13 protein-coding genes and 1 tRNA gene are annotated in these 16,826 nt (G+C 69.3%); 3 read left to right on the forward strand and 11 right to left on the reverse strand.

Going from position 1 to position 16,826, the window contains the following annotated elements:
* Positions 1–20: 20 nt before the first annotated feature.
* Entirely contained in the window at positions 21–809 is a 789-nt protein-coding gene (locus tag ACIQMR_RS03170) for a helix-turn-helix domain-containing protein (protein WP_401382200.1), read from the reverse strand.
* A gap of 85 nt (positions 810–894) precedes the next feature.
* Positions 895–977: transfer RNA gene (locus ACIQMR_RS03175), tRNA-Leu, on the reverse strand.
* Between the two features lie 93 nt (positions 978–1,070).
* Here ACIQMR_RS03175 and ACIQMR_RS03180 point away from each other — a divergent pair.
* A complete protein-coding gene (locus ACIQMR_RS03180; RefSeq protein WP_266374986.1) occupies positions 1,071–1,727 on the forward strand; it encodes an ANTAR domain-containing response regulator in 657 nt (218 codons plus the stop codon).
* Positions 1,728–1,805: 78 nt separating this feature from the next.
* Here ACIQMR_RS03180 and ACIQMR_RS03185 read toward each other — a convergent pair whose 3' ends face one another.
* The 7 genes from ACIQMR_RS03185 to ACIQMR_RS03215 all read right to left on the reverse strand — a co-directional run bounded on the left by ACIQMR_RS03185 (position 1,806) and on the right by ACIQMR_RS03215 (position 8,926).
* Positions 1,806–2,522 (reverse strand): ABC transporter ATP-binding protein, encoded by a 717-nt coding sequence (locus ACIQMR_RS03185; RefSeq protein ID WP_266374987.1) that lies wholly within the window; start codon positions 2,520–2,522, stop codon positions 1,806–1,808.
* Positions 2,522–3,610, reverse strand: a complete 1,089-nt coding sequence (locus ACIQMR_RS03190) for an ATP-binding cassette domain-containing protein (protein WP_401382203.1) — start codon at positions 3,608–3,610, stop codon at positions 2,522–2,524. Before ACIQMR_RS03190 ends, ACIQMR_RS03185 begins: the two co-directional genes overlap by 1 nt.
* A gap of 2 nt (positions 3,611–3,612) precedes the next feature.
* Entirely contained in the window at positions 3,613–5,439 is a 1,827-nt protein-coding gene (locus tag ACIQMR_RS03195) for a branched-chain amino acid ABC transporter permease (RefSeq protein ID WP_401382205.1), read from the reverse strand.
* A 5-nt stretch (positions 5,440–5,444) separates the two neighbouring features.
* Complete coding sequence (locus tag ACIQMR_RS03200) at positions 5,445–6,374, reverse strand: branched-chain amino acid ABC transporter permease (RefSeq protein ID WP_401382207.1); 930 nt, start codon at positions 6,372–6,374, stop codon at positions 5,445–5,447.
* A 94-nt stretch (positions 6,375–6,468) separates the two neighbouring features.
* Positions 6,469–7,707 carry a branched-chain amino acid ABC transporter substrate-binding protein gene (locus ACIQMR_RS03205; protein WP_401382209.1) on the reverse strand — a complete coding sequence of 413 codons (1,239 nt, stop codon included), beginning with the start codon at positions 7,705–7,707 and terminating at the stop codon, positions 6,469–6,471.
* 212 nt (positions 7,708–7,919) lie between these two features.
* Positions 7,920–8,384 carry a Tat pathway signal sequence domain protein gene (locus tag ACIQMR_RS03210; protein ID WP_401382211.1) on the reverse strand — a complete coding sequence of 155 codons (465 nt, stop codon included), beginning with the start codon at positions 8,382–8,384 and terminating at the stop codon, positions 7,920–7,922.
* 131 nt (positions 8,385–8,515) lie between these two features.
* On the reverse strand, positions 8,516–8,926 hold the full coding sequence (locus ACIQMR_RS03215; protein ID WP_401382214.1) for a hypothetical protein: 411 nt from the start codon (positions 8,924–8,926) through the stop codon (positions 8,516–8,518).
* 213 nt (positions 8,927–9,139) lie between these two features.
* Here ACIQMR_RS03215 and ACIQMR_RS03220 point away from each other — a divergent pair, with 213 nt between their 5' ends.
* On the forward strand, positions 9,140–11,059 hold the full coding sequence (locus ACIQMR_RS03220; protein ID WP_401382216.1) for a Xaa-Pro dipeptidyl-peptidase: 1,920 nt from the start codon (positions 9,140–9,142) through the stop codon (positions 11,057–11,059).
* Between the two features lie 54 nt (positions 11,060–11,113).
* Here ACIQMR_RS03220 and ACIQMR_RS03225 read toward each other — a convergent pair whose 3' ends face one another.
* Both ACIQMR_RS03225 and ACIQMR_RS03230 read right to left on the reverse strand, forming a co-directional pair.
* On the reverse strand, positions 11,114–11,605 hold the full coding sequence (locus ACIQMR_RS03225) for a PaaI family thioesterase (protein WP_266374998.1): 492 nt from the start codon (positions 11,603–11,605) through the stop codon (positions 11,114–11,116).
* A 62-nt stretch (positions 11,606–11,667) separates the two neighbouring features.
* Entirely contained in the window at positions 11,668–13,947 is a 2,280-nt protein-coding gene (locus ACIQMR_RS03230; protein ID WP_401382219.1) for an FdhF/YdeP family oxidoreductase, read from the reverse strand.
* Positions 13,948–14,128: 181 nt separating this feature from the next.
* On the opposite strand from ACIQMR_RS03230, the gene polA reads away from it, so the two are divergent.
* Entirely contained in the window at positions 14,129–16,810 is a 2,682-nt protein-coding gene (polA, locus tag ACIQMR_RS03235; protein ID WP_401382683.1) for a DNA polymerase I, read from the forward strand.
* Positions 16,811–16,826: the final 16 nt, after the last annotated feature.

The raw sequence follows: 16,826 nt of genomic DNA on the forward strand, positions 1-16,826 counted from the left end.
CCCGCGCGCCGCAGGACTCCTCAGTACTTCGGCCCGATGTGCGCGTCCATCAACGCGACGGACGCGCGCCGGGCCACGGATATGTTGTACGGCCTGCCGGCCCGGGTGCAGTCCTTCCACTCGATGCCCAGCTTGTCGAGGGTGTCCGTGTACAGCCGGCGGATGTCGTCCGAGACATTCGTGAACCAGTAGCGCGGATACTCGTACCGCTTCCGCTCGCCCCCGACGACGCGGGTCGTCCAGTTCATGTTGCGGCACCCGTCGGAGTGGACGAGTCCCCGAACGAAATCCCACGGATGTGCGTCCACGATCTCCTGCTGCCAGGCCTCGAGGACGATCGGACGCTCGTGCTTCCTGCCGGGGCCGTGTTGTGGAAACAAGCAGGTGAGGTGGCTCGAGTACACCTTGACGTTGCGGCACCCCTGCTTGCGCACCCGGCAGACGGAGTTGTCGGGGAAGACGGCCCGCATCGCCGCCTCGCATTCGTCCATGAGCCCCGGCCACTGTTCGGCACAGGTGATCATGAGGCTCGGAACGCGGTGACCCGAGTAGTGGACGATGTGCCCGTCGCCGAGATACAGCCCGAGCAGGTACGCGTAGGCCGCCCGATCGAGTTCACGCCCGTCGCAGCGCGGGCAGGGAGGCGCATGCCTCCCTGGGCATTCGCCGCGTTCCGCCCGGTCCTTGTGGAGCCAGTAGGCGACGGTGCCCGCGGGCACGTCGAGGAGACGGCTCACATCGGCGTTTCTCGTGCCACCATGCAGGAGAGCCAGGGCTCTCTGTCGCACATCAGTGCCATGAAGAGTCATGTGGCTACAGTGCGTGATTGTCCATCGCCGCGCGTAGTAGAAAGCGGATGTTCACGAGAAGGTGAACATCCGCTTGCAGACTGTGTGCCGGGTGCGGGATTCGAACCCGCACGTCCTTTCGGACAGATGTGTTTGAGACATCAGCGTCTGCCATTCCGCCAACCCGGCAAGGTTGCTGGTGGGAGTGTACCGGGTGAAGGTCGATGGCCTCAGCTAGGTAGGCTTCTCAGTGCAGTACCTGCCCCGCACCAAGGAGCTCCCGTGACCGCCCCCGAGTCGCCCCAGCCCGTCGCCGACGACGGCAACGCGTCGCACGTCCCGCCGCTGACGACCCGCGTCGTCATCGCAGAGGACGAGGCCCTCATCCGCCTCGACCTGAAAGAGATGCTGGAGGAAGAGGGCTACACGGTCGTCGGGGAAGCCGGGGACGGGCAGCGGGCCGTCGAGCTGGCCCGGGAGCACCGGCCGGATCTGGTCATCCTCGATGTGAAGATGCCGGTGCTGGACGGGATTTCCGCCGCGGAGAAGATCGCGGAGGAGTCGATCGCTCCGGTTCTGATGCTGACCGCGTTCTCACAGCGCGATCTGGTGGAGCGGGCCCGGGACGCGGGTGCGATGGCGTATCTCGTGAAGCCGTTCAGCAAGAGCGATGTGGTGCCGGCCATCGAGATGGCGGTGTCGCGTTTCGCGGAGCTGAGGGCGCTGGAGCAGGAGGTCGCGGACCTTTCCCAGCGTCTGGAGACGCGCAAGCTGGTGGATCGCGCGAAGAGCATTCTGCAGACGCAGTACGGGCTGACGGAGCCGGCGGCGTTCCGGTGGATCCAGAAGACGTCGATGGACCGGCGGCTGTCGATGCAGCAGGTCGCGGAGGCGGTCATCGAGGACGCCGAGGAGAAGAAGGCCGCCAAGGGGCAGTAGCCGGCGTTGGTACGAGGAGAGGCCCGCCCCCCGCGGGGGTGCGGGCCTCTCCCGTGTCCGTGCGGTGGTGGCGGTGGATCAGTCCTCGCCGAGGTACGCCTTGCGGACGGACTCGTCGTGGAGCAGGTCCTGTCCGCTGCCGGAGAGGACGATCTTGCCGATCTCCATGACGTGGCCGTGGTCGGCCAGCGAGAGCGCGGCCTGGGCGTTCTGCTCGACGAGCAGGATGGTGGTGCCCTGGGCCTTGAGCTCGGCGATGGTCGCCATGATCTTCTGCATCATGATGGGTGAGAGGCCCATCGACGGCTCGTCGAGCATGAGCAGTTTCGGCTGGGACATGAGGGCCCGGCCCATGGCGAGCATCTGCTGCTCGCCGCCGGAGAGCGTGCCGGCCGCCTGCTTCCTGCGTTCACCCAGGATGGGGAAGAGGTCGTAGGCGCGCTGCACGTCCTTGGCGATGCCTTCCTTGTCGTTGCGGAGGAAGGCGCCGAGGAGCAGGTTGTCCTCGATCGTCATGCGCGGGAAGATGTGCCGCCCCTCGGGGGAGTGGGCGAGCCCGAGCGAGACGATCTGGTGGGCCTGGACCTTGCGCAGGGACTTGCCGTTGAACTTGATCTGTCCGCCGACGGGCTTGAGGAGCCCGGAGAGGGTGCGCAGGGTGGTGGTCTTGCCGGCGCCGTTGGTGCCGATGAGGGTGACGACCTCGCCGGCCTCGACCTTGAACGAGATGCCCTTGACGGCCTCGATCTTGCCGTAGGCGATGCGCAGGTCCTCGACCTCGAGAAGTGCGGTCATCAGTCGTTCTCCTTGCCGGAACCGGAGGCCTTGTCGGCGTCGTTGTCGGCGTCGGTGGTGGGCTCCGGCGCGTCGTCCTGTGCGGGGTCCGGCGCGTCGGTGTCGTTCTCGTCCTCGTCGTCCGCCGAGTCGTCCGCTTCGGCCTCCGGCGATTCGTCGGCCTCGGTTTCGGCGGAGTCCTCGGCTTCGGCCGCCGCGTCGGTGGCCGTTTCCGCCGCGGCCGCGGCGGCGGCTGCTTCGGCCTCGGCGACCTCTGCGGCCTCCGCCTCGCCGGGTTCGCCCTCGAAGGGCTCGCCGAGGTAGGCGGCGATGACGCGCTCGTCGCTCTGGACGGTGGCGCTGTCGCCCTCGATGAGCTTCTCGCCTTGGACGAGGACAGCGACGCGGTCGCAGAGGTTCATGATGAACCGCATGTCGTGCTCGATGACGAGGACGGCGATGCCCTGGTCGCGGATGGCGAAGATGAGCTCTTCGGCAGCGCGGGTCTCCTGCGGGTTCATGCCCGCGGTGGGCTCGTCGAGGAGGAGCAGGCCGGGCTCGCTGGCGAGCGCGCGGGCGATCTCGAGCTTGCGCTGTTCGCCGTACGGCAGGTTGCGGGCGAGGTGTTCCGACTTGCCGGCGAGGCCGATGAACTCGAGCAGTTCCATGGCCCGTTCGCGGGAGTCGGCTTCGGCCTTGTGGAAGCCGGGGCCGCGCAGCAGGGCGGACCAGAGGCCTTCCTTGGTGCGGGTGTGGCGGCCGACGAGGACGTTCTCCAGCACGGTCATGTTGTTGAAGAGCCGGATGTTCTGGAACGTCCGGGCGATGCCGGCGGCCGTGACCTTGAAGGACTTCGGAGGCAGCACCGTGCCCTTGTACCGGACCTCACCCTCGGTGGGGATGTAGAGGCCGGTGAGGCAGTTGAAGAACGTGGTCTTGCCGGCACCGTTGGGGCCGATGAGACCGACGATCTCGCCGCTGTTGACGGTGAGGTCGACGGAGCGCACGGCGGTGAGGCCGCCGAAGCGCATCGTGACGCCTCGTGCGTCGAGGACCGTCTCGCCGGTCGGCGTCGTGGCGGTCGTCTTCGTGGTGGTGTCTGTGGTCATGTTCAGGCACCTGCCTTGGTGAGGGTGGCGGGCGCTTCCTCGTTCTCGTGGAACTCGAGCTGGCGGCGACGGTTGGGGATGAGGCCCTCGGGGCGGAAGCGCATCAGGAGGATGAGTGCGAGACCGAAGGCGAGGAGCTGCTTGTCACCGAGGAACTGCAGCTTGTTCGGGATGAGGTAGAGCAGTGCGCCGCCGACGAGCGGACCGCTGATGGTGCCCATGCCGCCGAGGACGACCGCGGCGAGCAGGAAGGCCGAGTTGGGCGGGACGACGTGGGCGAACTGGTACTGCTCGGGCGTCACGGTGTAGGTGACGTGGGCCTGGACCGCGCCGGCGAGGCCGGCGAGCGCGGCTCCGAGGGCGAAGGCGATGAGCTTGACGCGGAAGCCGTTGATGCCCATGGCCTCTGCGGCGGTCTCGTCCTCGCGGATGGCGACCCAGGCACGGCCGATGCGGGACTCGGAGCTGCGGCGGAAGACCACGACCACGACGAGCGTGACCAGCAGCATGAGCAGGAAGTAGTTCGCGAACCGGCCGATGGTGAATCCGGCGATGGTGTGTTCGGCACCGAAGTCGAAGCCGAACATGTTGAGGTTCGGGATCGACGAGATGCCGTTGGAGCCGTTGGTGATGTCCGGGCCGGAGGTCCCGTCCATGTTGTTGACGGCGATGCGGAAGATCTCACCGAAGCCGAGGGTCACGATGGCGAGGTAGTCGCCGCGCAGCCGCAGGGTCGGGGCGCCGATGAGGACGCCGAAGACCATGGATGCGGCGGCGCCGACGAGGATGGCGGCCCAGAACGGCAGGTGGAGGCCGAACGGCGACGACGGGGAGCCGGAGACCATGGCGGCGGCGTAGGCGCCGACGCCGAGGAAGGCGACGTATCCGAGGTCGAGCAGGCCCACGAGACCGACGACGATGTTCAGACCCAGCGCGACGGTGGCGAAGATCAGGATGTTGACGCCGATGGTCGCGTACTGGTCGTCGGACTGGGTGAAGGGGAAGGCCGCGGCGGCGGCGAATGCGCCGACCATGGCCACGTTGCGGTGGCGGGCAGCGATTGCCGAGACGCGCTGGGCGAGCCCTGCCTTGCTGAGGGCCGCGAAGCCGAAGCAGGCGGTGATGAAGAAGCCGATGAACAGCTCGTCGTACTCGGTGCCGATGCCGTAGGTGAAGACGGCGAGTCCGAGTGCGAGCACGGCGCTGAGGATGAGGATCTCGATCCAGCCGGGCAGCTTTCGCGCCGGGGCGGGCGTGCCGGTCGCGAACGCGGCCTTGACGACGGTCCACCTGTTGCCGGCGTTGTGCTTGAACTGGTCGAGTCCGGTGTCCTCGGGGTCGGCGGGCTCGGTGGCCGGCCGGTCGAAGGGCAGGCCGAGCGCTCCGACGAGTGCGGCGAGCGAGGCGACGGCCGCGAGCAGGCCGCCGGGCTCGAGATTGACGAGGCCGCCGAGGGTGGTACCGATGGCGAGGACGGTGTACCAGGTGGTGGCGAAGGTGCCGATGGCGGCGACCTTGATGGCCGCGTCGGACCCGGAGGGGATGAGCCAGCGGGTTCCCTTGACGCCGTACGACGCCAGGCCGAAGAGCGTGGTGAGGGCGCCGCCGATGAGGACGAGCCACTGGAGGCCGCCGGGGTAGCCGTAGACGGTGAGGTCGCCAGGGAAGGCGGACGTCCAGGTCCAGGCGGTGAAGGCGGAGACGACGGTGAGGGCGCCGCCTGCGGTGGCGGTGGCCCGGGCGATGCGCGGGGGCAGGGCGATGAGGCCGGTGCCGGCCTCGGCAGCGGGGGTGCGCGGGGTGTCCGCGGTGGTGGTCTCAGTAGTCATGTTGATCACGCCCTGTCCGCCACGCGCTCGCCCAGCAGACCCTGAGGCCGGAAGAGGAGCACGAGGATGAGGAGTACGAACGCCCAGACATCGGCCCAGGCCTGGCCGCCGAGTTGCTGCATGCCAGGGACATCGGCGATGAAGGCGGTGGCCATGGTCTCGGCGATGCCGAGGACGAGGCCGCCGATCATGGCGCCGTAGATGTTGCCGATGCCGCCGAGGACGGCTGCGGTGAAGGCCTTGAGGCCGAGCAGGAAGCCCATTCGGAAGTTGACCTCGCCGTACTTGAGGCCGTAGGCGACGGCCCCGATCGCGGCGAAGGCGGCGCCGAGGGCGAAGGCGACCACGATGATGCGGTCGGTGTTGACGCCCATGAGCTTGGCGGTGTCAGGGTCCTGTGCGGTGGCCTGCATGCCGCGTCCGGTGCGGGTCTTCATGACGAAGTAGCCCAGTACGGCCATCGATATGGGGGCCGCGATCAGCAGGAAGACGTCGCCGGTCTGGATGGTGACGCTGCCCAGGTGGAAGGGTCCGCCGGGGATTTCCGGGAAGGTCAGGGAGGACTTGGCGCCGGGGTACCACGCCCATACGGCCTGCTGCAGGGCGAGTGACAGACCGATCGCCGTGATGAGCGGCGCGAGTCGTGGTGCGGTGCGCAGTGGCCGGTAGGCGAAGCGCTCTGCCCCGACGGCGATGGTGGTGGCGACGATGATCGCGCCGATGATCATGAGCGGCAGCGCCACCCACATGGTGGTGCCCGACGGGAGCATCAGCCAGACCGTGAGAGCACCGAAGCCTCCGGTCATGAAGATCTCGCCGTGGGCGAAGTTGATGAGCTGGACAATGCCATAGACCATCGTGTAGCCGATGGCGACCAGCCCGTACATCGATCCGAGTAGCAGGCCGTTGACCAGCTGTTGCGGCAGCTCGTTCACCGCAGGTCCTCCGAAGTCTTTCGCCGGATATGACACCGCGCGGGGCGCTTGGTGCAGCGCCCCGCGCGGCCATGCATGTGATGCGGAGTGGAGATCAGCCGGTGAACGTACCGGACTTGACGGCAGCCCAGGCGCCGCCCTTGTACTGGTACACGGTGAGCTGCTTGTTGGTGGCGTCGCCGAACTCGTCGAAGGAGACCTTGCCGGTCACACCGTCGAAGGAGACACCCTTCATGGCTTCGAGGACCTTGGCGCGGGCGTCCTTGGACTCGGGAAGCTTGCCGCCGTTGTCGTCGACGACCTTCTTCACGGCCTCGATGATCGACCAGGCCGAGTCGTAGGAGTAGCCGCCGTACGCCTCGTAGGCCTCCTTGTAGCCGGCCTTCTCGTAGTTCGCGACGAACTCCTTGGCGGACGGCAGGGTCTCGACGGGCGCGCCGACGGAGGTGGCGAGGTCGCCCTCACCCTCCTTGCCGGAGAGCTTGATGAACTCGGCGCTGTAGATGCCGTCACCGCCGACCAGCGGGATCTTGGCGCCGGCCTTCTTGATCTGCTTGCTCAGCGGGCCGGCCGCGGGGTACTCGCCGCCGTAGTAGACGACGTCGGCGCCCGAGTTCTTGATCTTGGTGGCGACCGCGGAGAAGTCCTTCGTCTCCGGGTTCACGTGGTCCTCGCCGGCGACCTTGCCGCCGAGCTTGGTGAACTCGGCCTTGAAGGTGGCCGCGAGGCCGGCGCCGTAGGTCTTCTTGTCGTCGACGACGAAGACCTTCTTCTTCTTGGCGTCGTTGAAGAGGTACTGCGCGGCGAAGGGACCCTGGATGGCGTCCGTGGTGGCCGTGCGGAAGTACGAGTTGTACGGGCGCTTCTTGGTGCCGCTGTTCCAGTCCGCACCCTGGGTCAGGGCCGGGTTGGTGTTGGCGGGGGAGACCTCGACGAGCTTCGCGTCGTCGAAGACCTTCTGCATCGACTCGGCGACGGAGGAGTTCAGCGGGCCGACGACACCGAGCACGTCCTTGTTGGCGACGAGCTTGGTGGCGTTCTGCTGGCCCGAGGAGGGCTGCGCCTGGTCGTCGAGCGCTTCGACCTTGAAGGTGACGCCCTTGACGTACTTCTTCTCGTTGGCCTGCTTGGCCGCGAGGTCCACGGAGTTCTTGATGCCGAGACCCAGAGCGGAGAGGTCGCCGGTGAGCGGCGCGTCTACCCCGATGACCACGGTGGTGTCGCCACCGGCCGTCGAGTCCCCGCCCTTGTCGTCGCGCGAGCCACAGGCGGTAAGGGTGAGTGCCCCCGCGGCAAGTGCTGCGGTTATGGCTATGAGCGAACGTTGACGCACGATTTGGTCCTTTCACCTGGCACGGCAACCCCCTCGTGGAGCGCCGAGTCGAGCGCTGGAACCTCGCTGGCAAGGAATCCGGTGGCGCGGTGACTGGCCGTGACTCTAAGCGGGTAAATGGGAATTCAGCACTGGTCTGGCCGATGCTGTGACGCTCTTGTTATCCCGAACGGATTTGCGGCATGGGGTGCATGACTGTTTCCCTATTTTGGTCATGACAGGCGTGGTGGTCGCTCGCAGTAGTCGGCCACGGCCCGGGACAGGTCCCGCGCGTAGTCGTCGCCGAGGATGAAACTCTGGTCCTGTTTTGCGCGGGCATTACGGAGCGTTACATCCAGGAAAGGGAGCCCGGCATTTCGGGGTGCTTTTTCGCAGTCGTCCACATGGATGGCGATCACTGCGGTGCGGGTGGAGCCGGTTTTCACCGTAAAAGGGGGATTCGGGGACGCGGTGAGGTGCAGGGCCGCGGACGGCTGGCGGACGCTCTCGACCGTGACCGGTGGCCCCGCGCCTGCCGTGATTTCCACGGAGAAGCGGAATGACCCCCCGGGGTGGACGGCTGCCGGTCCGGCGCCCGCGTACGTCACGGAAATCGCCTGAGCGGGCCAGGGGCCGGGGTCGGGGCGAGGGCGCGTGGCGTAGAGGTATGCGGAGCCGGCGGCGACGGCGAGGACCACGAGGACGACGGTCAGTGCCCGCCGATGGTGTGCGGCGAACGCCGTCCATCTCCCGGCCGGCGCGCGGTGAGCCGGGGCGGAGGTTTCCGCCGCGTACGTGGACTCTCCGGGCTCCACGGGGCCGACGCCGCTCACTGCCACGGCCCGCCCGTGGGAACGCCTTCGCGGTAGCGCTCCGTACAACGCCGGTCGGCCTGACCGGCGATCAACTCGCGTGCGGGTACTGGGCCGTTGCGTTGCTCCTCGGTGCGGGCGGCGTCGAGGACGGCGCGCAGGATCTCGTACTGGCCGTTGGACAGGCCCATCGACTGGTAGTCGCCGTAGCCGCTGCCACCGTCGTCGAGGAGCTGCTGCGCCCACCGGGTGACGAGGGTCGTGCACAACTGCTGGGGTGAGGTGGTCCGCGGCGAGGGAGCCGGCCGGGGGGCCGCCCCGGGAACGTGGTCCGCGCAGCCGGCCGCGCCGGCCGCCAGCGCGGCGGCCGCCACGAGGGCGCGCAGAAGGGTGCACCGCAGGTGAGGCGGCGGCGCACCGGTCGTCATGCGTCGAAGCTAGACCCGCCCCGACGGGTCCGGCAACGGGCGGTGCGGAACGAGGGTTGCCGTGTGTGCCGTGGAATCGCCCGTGCGGCAAGAAGGCCCGGCCGGGCGGCAGTTGCGCTCTGGTGCGCCTGATGCGCAAGCGATGGAATGTGCGTGCGCTTCCCGCGCGCTCATCACCCGTCGCGGATCCATCCCGCCCAGGAGGCAGACACGATGGCGAGACCCACCCGCATGCGCACGGCCCACCGGAGCTGTGTCCGTACGGTACGGAGATGGGGTACGGCGGCTCTGGCCGCCGTCCTGCTGACGGCGCTGCCCGTGCCGGCGGCGCGGGCCGGGACGCCCGCGCTGTCCGTCGTCGGCGACCGGACCCAGCCGGTATTCTCGCGCGCCGAGGCGATTCATCAACAGGTCGACATCGAGACCGAGGTGGACAGTGACGGCGACGGCCGCCGGGACACGGTCCGGATGCGGATCCTGCGGCCGAAGGAGACGGACACGGGCCTGCGGGTCGCCACCATCGTCGAGGCGAGCCCGTACTGGGCGGGCCTCAACGACGTCCCCTTCCACAACGTCGACGTGGACGAGGACGGCCTTCCCGCGGGCAGGCGGCTCGCGGCGGGAGAGCGGGTCCCCGGACTCGTCGGCCCCTCCGTCGCCTGGTCGGGGTACACCGACAACTACTTCCTGCCGCGCGGCTACGCGGTCGCGCAGATGGACAGCCTCGGTACCGGGGGCTCCACCGGCTGCCCCACCTCCGGCGGCCGCAACGAGACCCTCGGCGCGAAGGCCGCCGTCGACTGGCTGAACGGCCGCGCCCGGGGCTGGGACCCGGACGGCACGCCGGTCTCCGCCGGCTGGTCGACCGGTGACACGGCCATGATGGGCATCTCGTACAACGGCACACTTCCGACGGCCGTGGCCACGACGGGAGTCGAGGGCCTCAAGGCCATCGTGCCGATCTCCGGGATCTCCTCCTGGTACGACTACTACCGCGCCGGCGGCGCAGTGGTGGCGCCGGGCGGCTACCAGGGCGAGGACACCGACGTCCTCGCGAAAGCCGTCTACAGCCGCGCCGACCGGGACATCTGCAAGCCCGTGCTGGACCGGCTGACCGCCGAACAGGACCGGCTCACCGGTGACTTCACCCGCTTCTGGAAGGAGCGGGACTACCTCAAGGACGTACGAAAGATCAAGGCCGGGGTCTTCGTCGTGCACGGCGGCAACGACTGGAACGTGAAGACGCAGCACTTCGGGCAGTTGTGGGAGGCGCTGAAGCGGCACGACGTGCCGCGCAAGCTGTGGCTGCACCAGGCGGGCCACAGCAATCCGATGCCGCTGCGCATGGAGGAGTGGCTGGCCCAGCTGCACCAGTGGTTCGACCACTGGCTCTACGGGCTGGACAACGGGGCGACGACCGCGCCCCGAGTCGATGTCGAGCAGGCCGACTTCAGCTGGCGGCAGCAGCCGGACTGGCCGGACCGTTCCACCCGGGACCTGACCCTGCGGCTCAACGCCGACGGGCTCTCGCCGCTCCCCGGGCGGCCGGTGCGGCAGACGATGACCGACGCCGGGCGGACCGTCACCGCCGAGCAGCTGGTCGCCGACCCCGGCACACCCCGGGCGGACCGGCTCGTGTACTCCACGGGGCCGCTCCCGAAGGACCTGCGCGTCAACGGCGTGCCGAAGGTGTCGGTACGGGCGTCACTCGCCGGTTCCTCACCGTATGTGACCGCGCTGCTCGTCGACTACGGCACCGACACCCGCGCCACCGCCGGCACCGTCACGGACACCTCGCAGCTCGTCTGCTACGGAGAGGGCATCCCCGGTGACACCGGGTGCGCCTACCGGACCAGGCACCGGACCGAGACCGCCGACTTCAAGATCGTGTCGCGCGGCTGGCTGGACATCCGCAACCGCTACTCGCTCGAACGGGAGAGCAAGGCCGTCGAAGGCCGCGAGTACCAGCTGACGTGGGGGATGCAGCCGCAGGAGCACGTCTTCAGGAAGGGGCACCGGCTCGGTGTCGTGCTGATCTCGACCGACCACGACTACACCCTTCGGTACCCGGCCGGGACGGAACTGTCCGTCCGGGCCGGGATCAGCAGCGTCACCCTGCCGGTCGCCCGCTAGTGCCGTCAGCCGCGTGCGGTAGGGCCGTCAGCCGCGCCGGGCAGGGCCGGGCCGTCAGGCCGAAGCGCCCCGGACCTGCTCGGCGTCCTTGGCTCCCACGTCACGCAGCATGCAGGTCAGGCGGGCCGTGCAGACCCGCTTGTCCTGCTCGTCGGTGATCACGATCTCGTACGTGGCCGTCGAGCGGCCCCGGTGCACCGGGGTGGCCACTCCGGTGACCGAGCCGGAGCGGACACCCCGGTGGTGCGTGCAGTTCAGATCCACGCCGACGGCGATCTTGGAGACTCCGCCGTGCAGCATCGAGCCCACGGAACCGAGCGTCTCGGCGAGGACGGCGGAGGCGCCGCCGTGCAGCAGACCGTAGGGCTGGGTGTTGCCCTCGACGGGCATCGTGCCGACGACGCGGTCCGCGGAGGCCTCCACGATCTGCACGCCCATCCGGTTGCCGAGATGCCCGGCGGAGAACAGCGCGGGCAGGTCGACGCCGAGTGCCGCGTACTCGTCGAGGACCTCTTGCGGGAACTTCACCGTCGTCTGCTCGCCCATGTGCCGGCTCCGATCGTCGTACGTCTGCGGTGTCCAGGATCTTCCTCTGCCTGAGCAAACGCTTAGGCGGACGGTGATTGTTCCAGACGCACGACCACGGACTTGCTGGCGGGGGTGTTGCTGGTGTCGGCGGTGGCGTCCAGCGGCACCAGGACATTGGTCTCCGGGTAGTACGCGGCGGCGCAGCCCCGCGCGGTCGGGTAGTGCACCACCCGGAACCCGGCGGCCCGGCGCTCCACGCCGTCCTTCCACTCGCTGACCAGATCCGTGTACGCGCCGTCGGCCAGGCCCAGCTCCGCCGCGTCGTCCGGGTGGACGAGGACGACGCGGCGGCCGCCCCGCACCCCCCGGTAACGGTCGTCGAGGCCGTAGATCGTCGTGTTGTACTGATCGTGGGAGCGCAGGGTCTGCAGCAGGAGACGGCCCTCGGGCACCTCGGGGTACTCGACGGGCGCGGCGGTGAAGTTGGCCTTTCCGGTGGCGGTGGGGAAGCGGCGTTCGTCGCGCGGGGCGTGCGGCAGGGTGAAGCCGCCGGGGCGCGCGACCCGGTTGTTGAAGTCCTCGAAGCCGGGCACCACCCGGGAGATCCGGTCCCGGATCGTCGCGTAGTCCTTCTCGAACTCCTCCCACGGGGTCGCCGACTCCGGGCCGAGCACGGCACGCGCCATGCGCGCCACGATCGCCGGCTCGGAGAGCAGATGCGCGCTCGCCGGCGCCAGATTGCCCCGCGAGGCGTGCACCATGCCCATCGAGTCCTCGACCGTCACGATCTGCCTGCCGCTCTTCTGCACGTCCTTGTCGGTGCGGCCCAGCGTCGGGAGGATCAGCGCGCGGGTGCCCGTCACCGCGTGCGAGCGGTTGAGCTTCGTCGACACGTGGACCGTGAGACGGGCGCGGCGCATCGCCGCCTCCGTGACCTCCGTGTCGGGGGTGGCGCCGACGAAGTTGCCGCCCATGGCGAAGAAGACCTTCGCGTCGCCGTCACGCAGCGCCCGGATGGACCGGACCACGTCGAGGCCGTGGTGGCGCGGCGGCGCGAAGCCGAACTCCTTCTCCAGCGCGTCGAGGAAGCCGGTCGAGGGCCGCTCGAAGATGCCCATCGTGCGGTCGCCCTGCACGTTCGAATGCCCGCGCACCGGGCACACCCCGGCGCCGGGCCGGCCGATGCTGCCGCGCAGCAGCAGGAGGTTGACGACCTCCCTGATGGTCGCCACGGAGTGCTTGTGCTGGGTCAGGCCCATCGCCCAGCACACGATCGTGCGCTTCGAGTCGAGCACCATGCGCGCCGCGCCCTCGATGTCCGCGCGGGTGAGGCCGGTCGCGGCGAGCGTCTCGTCCCAGTCGGCGGCGCGCGCGGCGGCGGTGAACTCCTCGAAGCCGTGCGTGTGTTCCCGTACGAAGTCCTCGTCGACCGCGCCCCGCGTCTCCAGGACGAGCTTGTTGAGCAGGCGGAACAGCGCCTGGTCGCCGCCGATGCGGATCTGGAGGAAGAGATCGGTGAGGGAGACGCCCTTGAGCATGCCCTGTGGCGTCTGCGGGTTCTTGAAGCGCTCCAGGCCCGCCTCGGGCAGCGGGTTCACCGACATGATCTTCGCGCCGGACTGCTTGGCCTTCTCCAGCGCGGACAGCATCCGCGGATGGTTCGTACCGGGATTCTGCCCGGCCACGATGATCAGATCCGCCTGGTGCAGATCCTCCAGGGAGACGCTGCCCTTGCCCACGCCCAGTGTCTCGGTCAGGGCCGAGCCGGAGGATTCGTGGCACATGTTGGAGCAGTCCGGCAGGTTGTTCGTGCCGAACTCGCGGGCGAAGAGCTGCAGCAGGAACGCGGCCTCGTTGCTGGTGCGGCCCGAGGTGTAGAAGAGGGCCTCGTCGGGGGAGCCGAGCGCCCTGAGCTCCTCCGCGATGATGGCGAAGGCCCGCTCCCACGTCACCGCCTCGTACCGGTCCGCGCCCGCCTCCAGCAGTACGGGCTCGGTGATACGGCCCTGCTGGCCCAGCCAGTACCCGCTGCGGGACGCCAGGTCCGAGAGCGGGTGCGCGGCGAAGAAGTCCGGCGTGACGCGGCGCAGCGTCGCCTCCTCGGCCACCGCCTTCGCGCCGTTCTCGCAGAACTCCGCCACGTGGCGCTTCTCGCCCTCGGGCCAGGCGCAGCCCGGGCAGTCGAAGCCGTCCTTCTGGTTCACCTTGAGCAGGGTCCGGGCGCTGCGCGCCATGCCCATCTGCTGCTGGGCGATCCTCAGGGTGTGCCCGATCGCGGGCAGGCCGGCCGCGGCGTGCTGGGGCGCCTCGATCTGCGGTGCGTCCTGAACCGGGTCGCCTGCGGGCGGCTTGCTGGCCATCGTGCTCCCCTTCGAGCGCGGGATCGGTCGTTCGTCGCCGTCGATCCTGTCACGCGTCGCCGACAGCGGACCCCGTCGATGGCCGTGGGCGGCTTTGTCAGTGGTCCGTGGCAGGATCGTGTTCGTGGCCGAGACAGCATCGAAGAAGACCCCAGACGACATCCGTCCGCGCCTGCTCCTCATGGACGGGCATTCCCTGGCGTACCGGGCGTTCTTCGCGCTGCCCGCGGAGAACTTCACGACCGCGAGCGGCCAGACGACCAACGCCATCTACGGCTTCGCGTCGATGCTGGCGAACACGCTGCGCGACGAGGCGCCCACGCACTTCGCCGTGGCCTTCGACGTGTCCCGCAAGACCTGGCGCTCAGAGGACTTCCCCGAGTACAAGGCGAACCGCTCCTCGACACCGGACGAGTTCAAGGGGCAGGTCGAGCTGATCGGCGAGCTGCTCGACACGATGAACGCGGTGCGGTTCGCCGTGGACGGCTTCGAGGCCGACGACATCATCGCCACCCTCGCCACCCAGGCCGAGGCCGCGGGGTTCGAGGTGCTGATCGTCACCGGCGACCGGGACTCCTTCCAGCTGGTCTCCGACCACGTGACCGTGCTCTACCCGACCAAGGGCGTCTCCGAGCTGACCCGGTTCACCCCGGAGAAGGTCCAGGAGAAGTACGGACTGACCCCCTCGCAGTACCCCGACTTCGCGGCCCTGCGCGGTGACCCGTCCGACAATCTGCCGGGCATCCCCGGCGTCGGCGAGAAGACGGCCACGAAGTGGATCACCCAGTTCGGTTCGTTCGCGGAACTGGTGGAGCGTGCGGACGAGGTCAAGGGCAAGGTCGGGCAGTCCCTGCGCGACCATCTGGAGGCCGTCAAGCTCAACCGTCACCTGACGGAGCTGGTGCGTGACGTGGAGCTGCCCCGGTCCGTCGCCGACCTGGCGCGCGCTCCGTACGACAGGAGCGCGCTGAAGGGCTTCCTGGAGGTCCTGGAGATCCGCAACCCGAGCCTGCGCGAGCGGCTCCTGGCGGTCGACCCGGGCGCCGCGGAGGAAGAGGCCCCTGCCCCGGCCGCCGGGGTCGAGCTGGACGGCAGCGTGCTCGGCGCCGGCGAGCTGGTCCCCTGGCTGGAGCGGCACGGCGGGCAGCCGCTCGGTGTCGCCACCGTCGCGTCCTGGGCCCTCGGCGTCGGCAACGTCAGCGAGATCGCGCTCGCCGCCGGCCCCTCCTCCGCCGAAGGCCAGGGGGGAGGCCAGGCCGCCTGGTTCGACACGACCCAGCTCGACGAGGCCGACGAGCGGGCCTTCGCCGCCTGGATCTGCGACCCGGACCGGCCGAAGATCCTGCACAACGCCAAGGAGGCGCTGCGGGTCTTCCCCGAGCACGGCTGGGACATCCAGGGCATCACGATGGACACCGCCCTCGCCGCCTATCTGGTCAAGCCCGGCCGCCGGTCCTTCGCCCTGGACGCCCTGTCCGTCGAGTACCTCCACCGTGAGCTGGCCCCGGCCGCCGCCGACGGGCAGCTGGCCTTCGGCAGCGAGGAGGAGCAGGCCGAGGCCGACGCCCTGATGGCCCAGGCCCGCGCCGTCCTCGACCTCGGCGAGGCGTTCCGTACCCGCCTCGAGGAGGTCGGCGCCGCCGAGCTGCTCCATGACGTGGAGCTGCCGACGTCCCTGCTCCTGGCCCGGATGGAGCGGCACGGCATCTCCGCCGACCGCGCCCATCTGGAGGCGATGGAGCAGCAGTTCGCCGGCGCGGTCCAGCAGGCGGTGAAGGAGGCGCACGCCTCGGTGGGCCACGAGTTCAACCTCGGCTCGCCCAAGCAGCTCCAGGAAGTCTTCTTCGGCGAGCTGAACCTCCCCAAGACGAAGAAGACCAAGACCGGTTACACGACGGACGCGGACGCGCTGGCCTGGCTCGCCGCCCAGACCGAGCACGAGCTGCCGGTGATCATGCTGCGCCACCGTGAGCAGGCGCGGCTGCGCTCCACGGTCGAGGGCCTGATCAAGACCATCGCGGCGGACGGCCGGATCCACACCACCTTCAGCCAGACGGTCGCGGCCACGGGACGCCTGTCGTCCACCGACCCCAACCTGCAGAACGTGCCGGTGCGTACGGACGAGGGCCGCGCCATCCGCCGCGGATTCGTCGTCGGCGAAGGCTTCGAGTCGCTGATGACGGCCGACTACAGCCAGATCGAGCTGCGCGTGATGGCCCACCTCTCCGAGGACGAGGGCCTGATCGAGGCGTTCACCTCCGGCGAGGACCTGCACACGACCGTTGCCTCCCAGGTCTTCGGCGTCGAGCGGTCCGCGGTCGATGCCGAGATGCGCCGCAAGATCAAGGCCATGTCGTACGGACTGGCCTACGGACTGTCGGCGTTCGGGCTCAGCCAGCAGCTGAGCATCGAGGCGGCCGAGGCACGCGCGCTGATGGACACGTACTTCGAGCGCTTCGGCGGGGTGCGCGACTATCTGCGCCGAGTGGTGGACGAGGCGCGGGCCACGGGTTACACGGCGACGATGCTGGGCCGTCGCCGCTATCTGCCCGACCTCAACAGCGACAACAGGCAGCGCCGTGAGGCGGCCGAGCGGATGGCGCTGAACGCGCCGATCCAGGGCACGGCCGCGGACATCGTCAAGGTCGCGATGCTCCGCGTCGACAGCGCGCTGCGCGAGGGCGGGCTCTCCTCCCGGATGCTGCTCCAGGTCCACGACGAAATCGTGCTGGAGATCGCCCCGGGCGAACGCGAGCGGGTCGAGGCGGTCGTCCGCGCGCAGATGTCGGCCGCGGCGCAGCTGCGGGCGCCGCTGGATGTCTCGGTGGGCGTGGGCGAGGACTGGGAGTCGGCGGCGCACTGAGCGCCTGACGCCTCCG

The organism is Streptomyces sp. NPDC091376 (genome assembly GCF_044757085.1).
Lineage (GTDB): Bacteria > Actinomycetota > Actinomycetes > Streptomycetales > Streptomycetaceae > Streptomyces > Streptomyces pratisoli.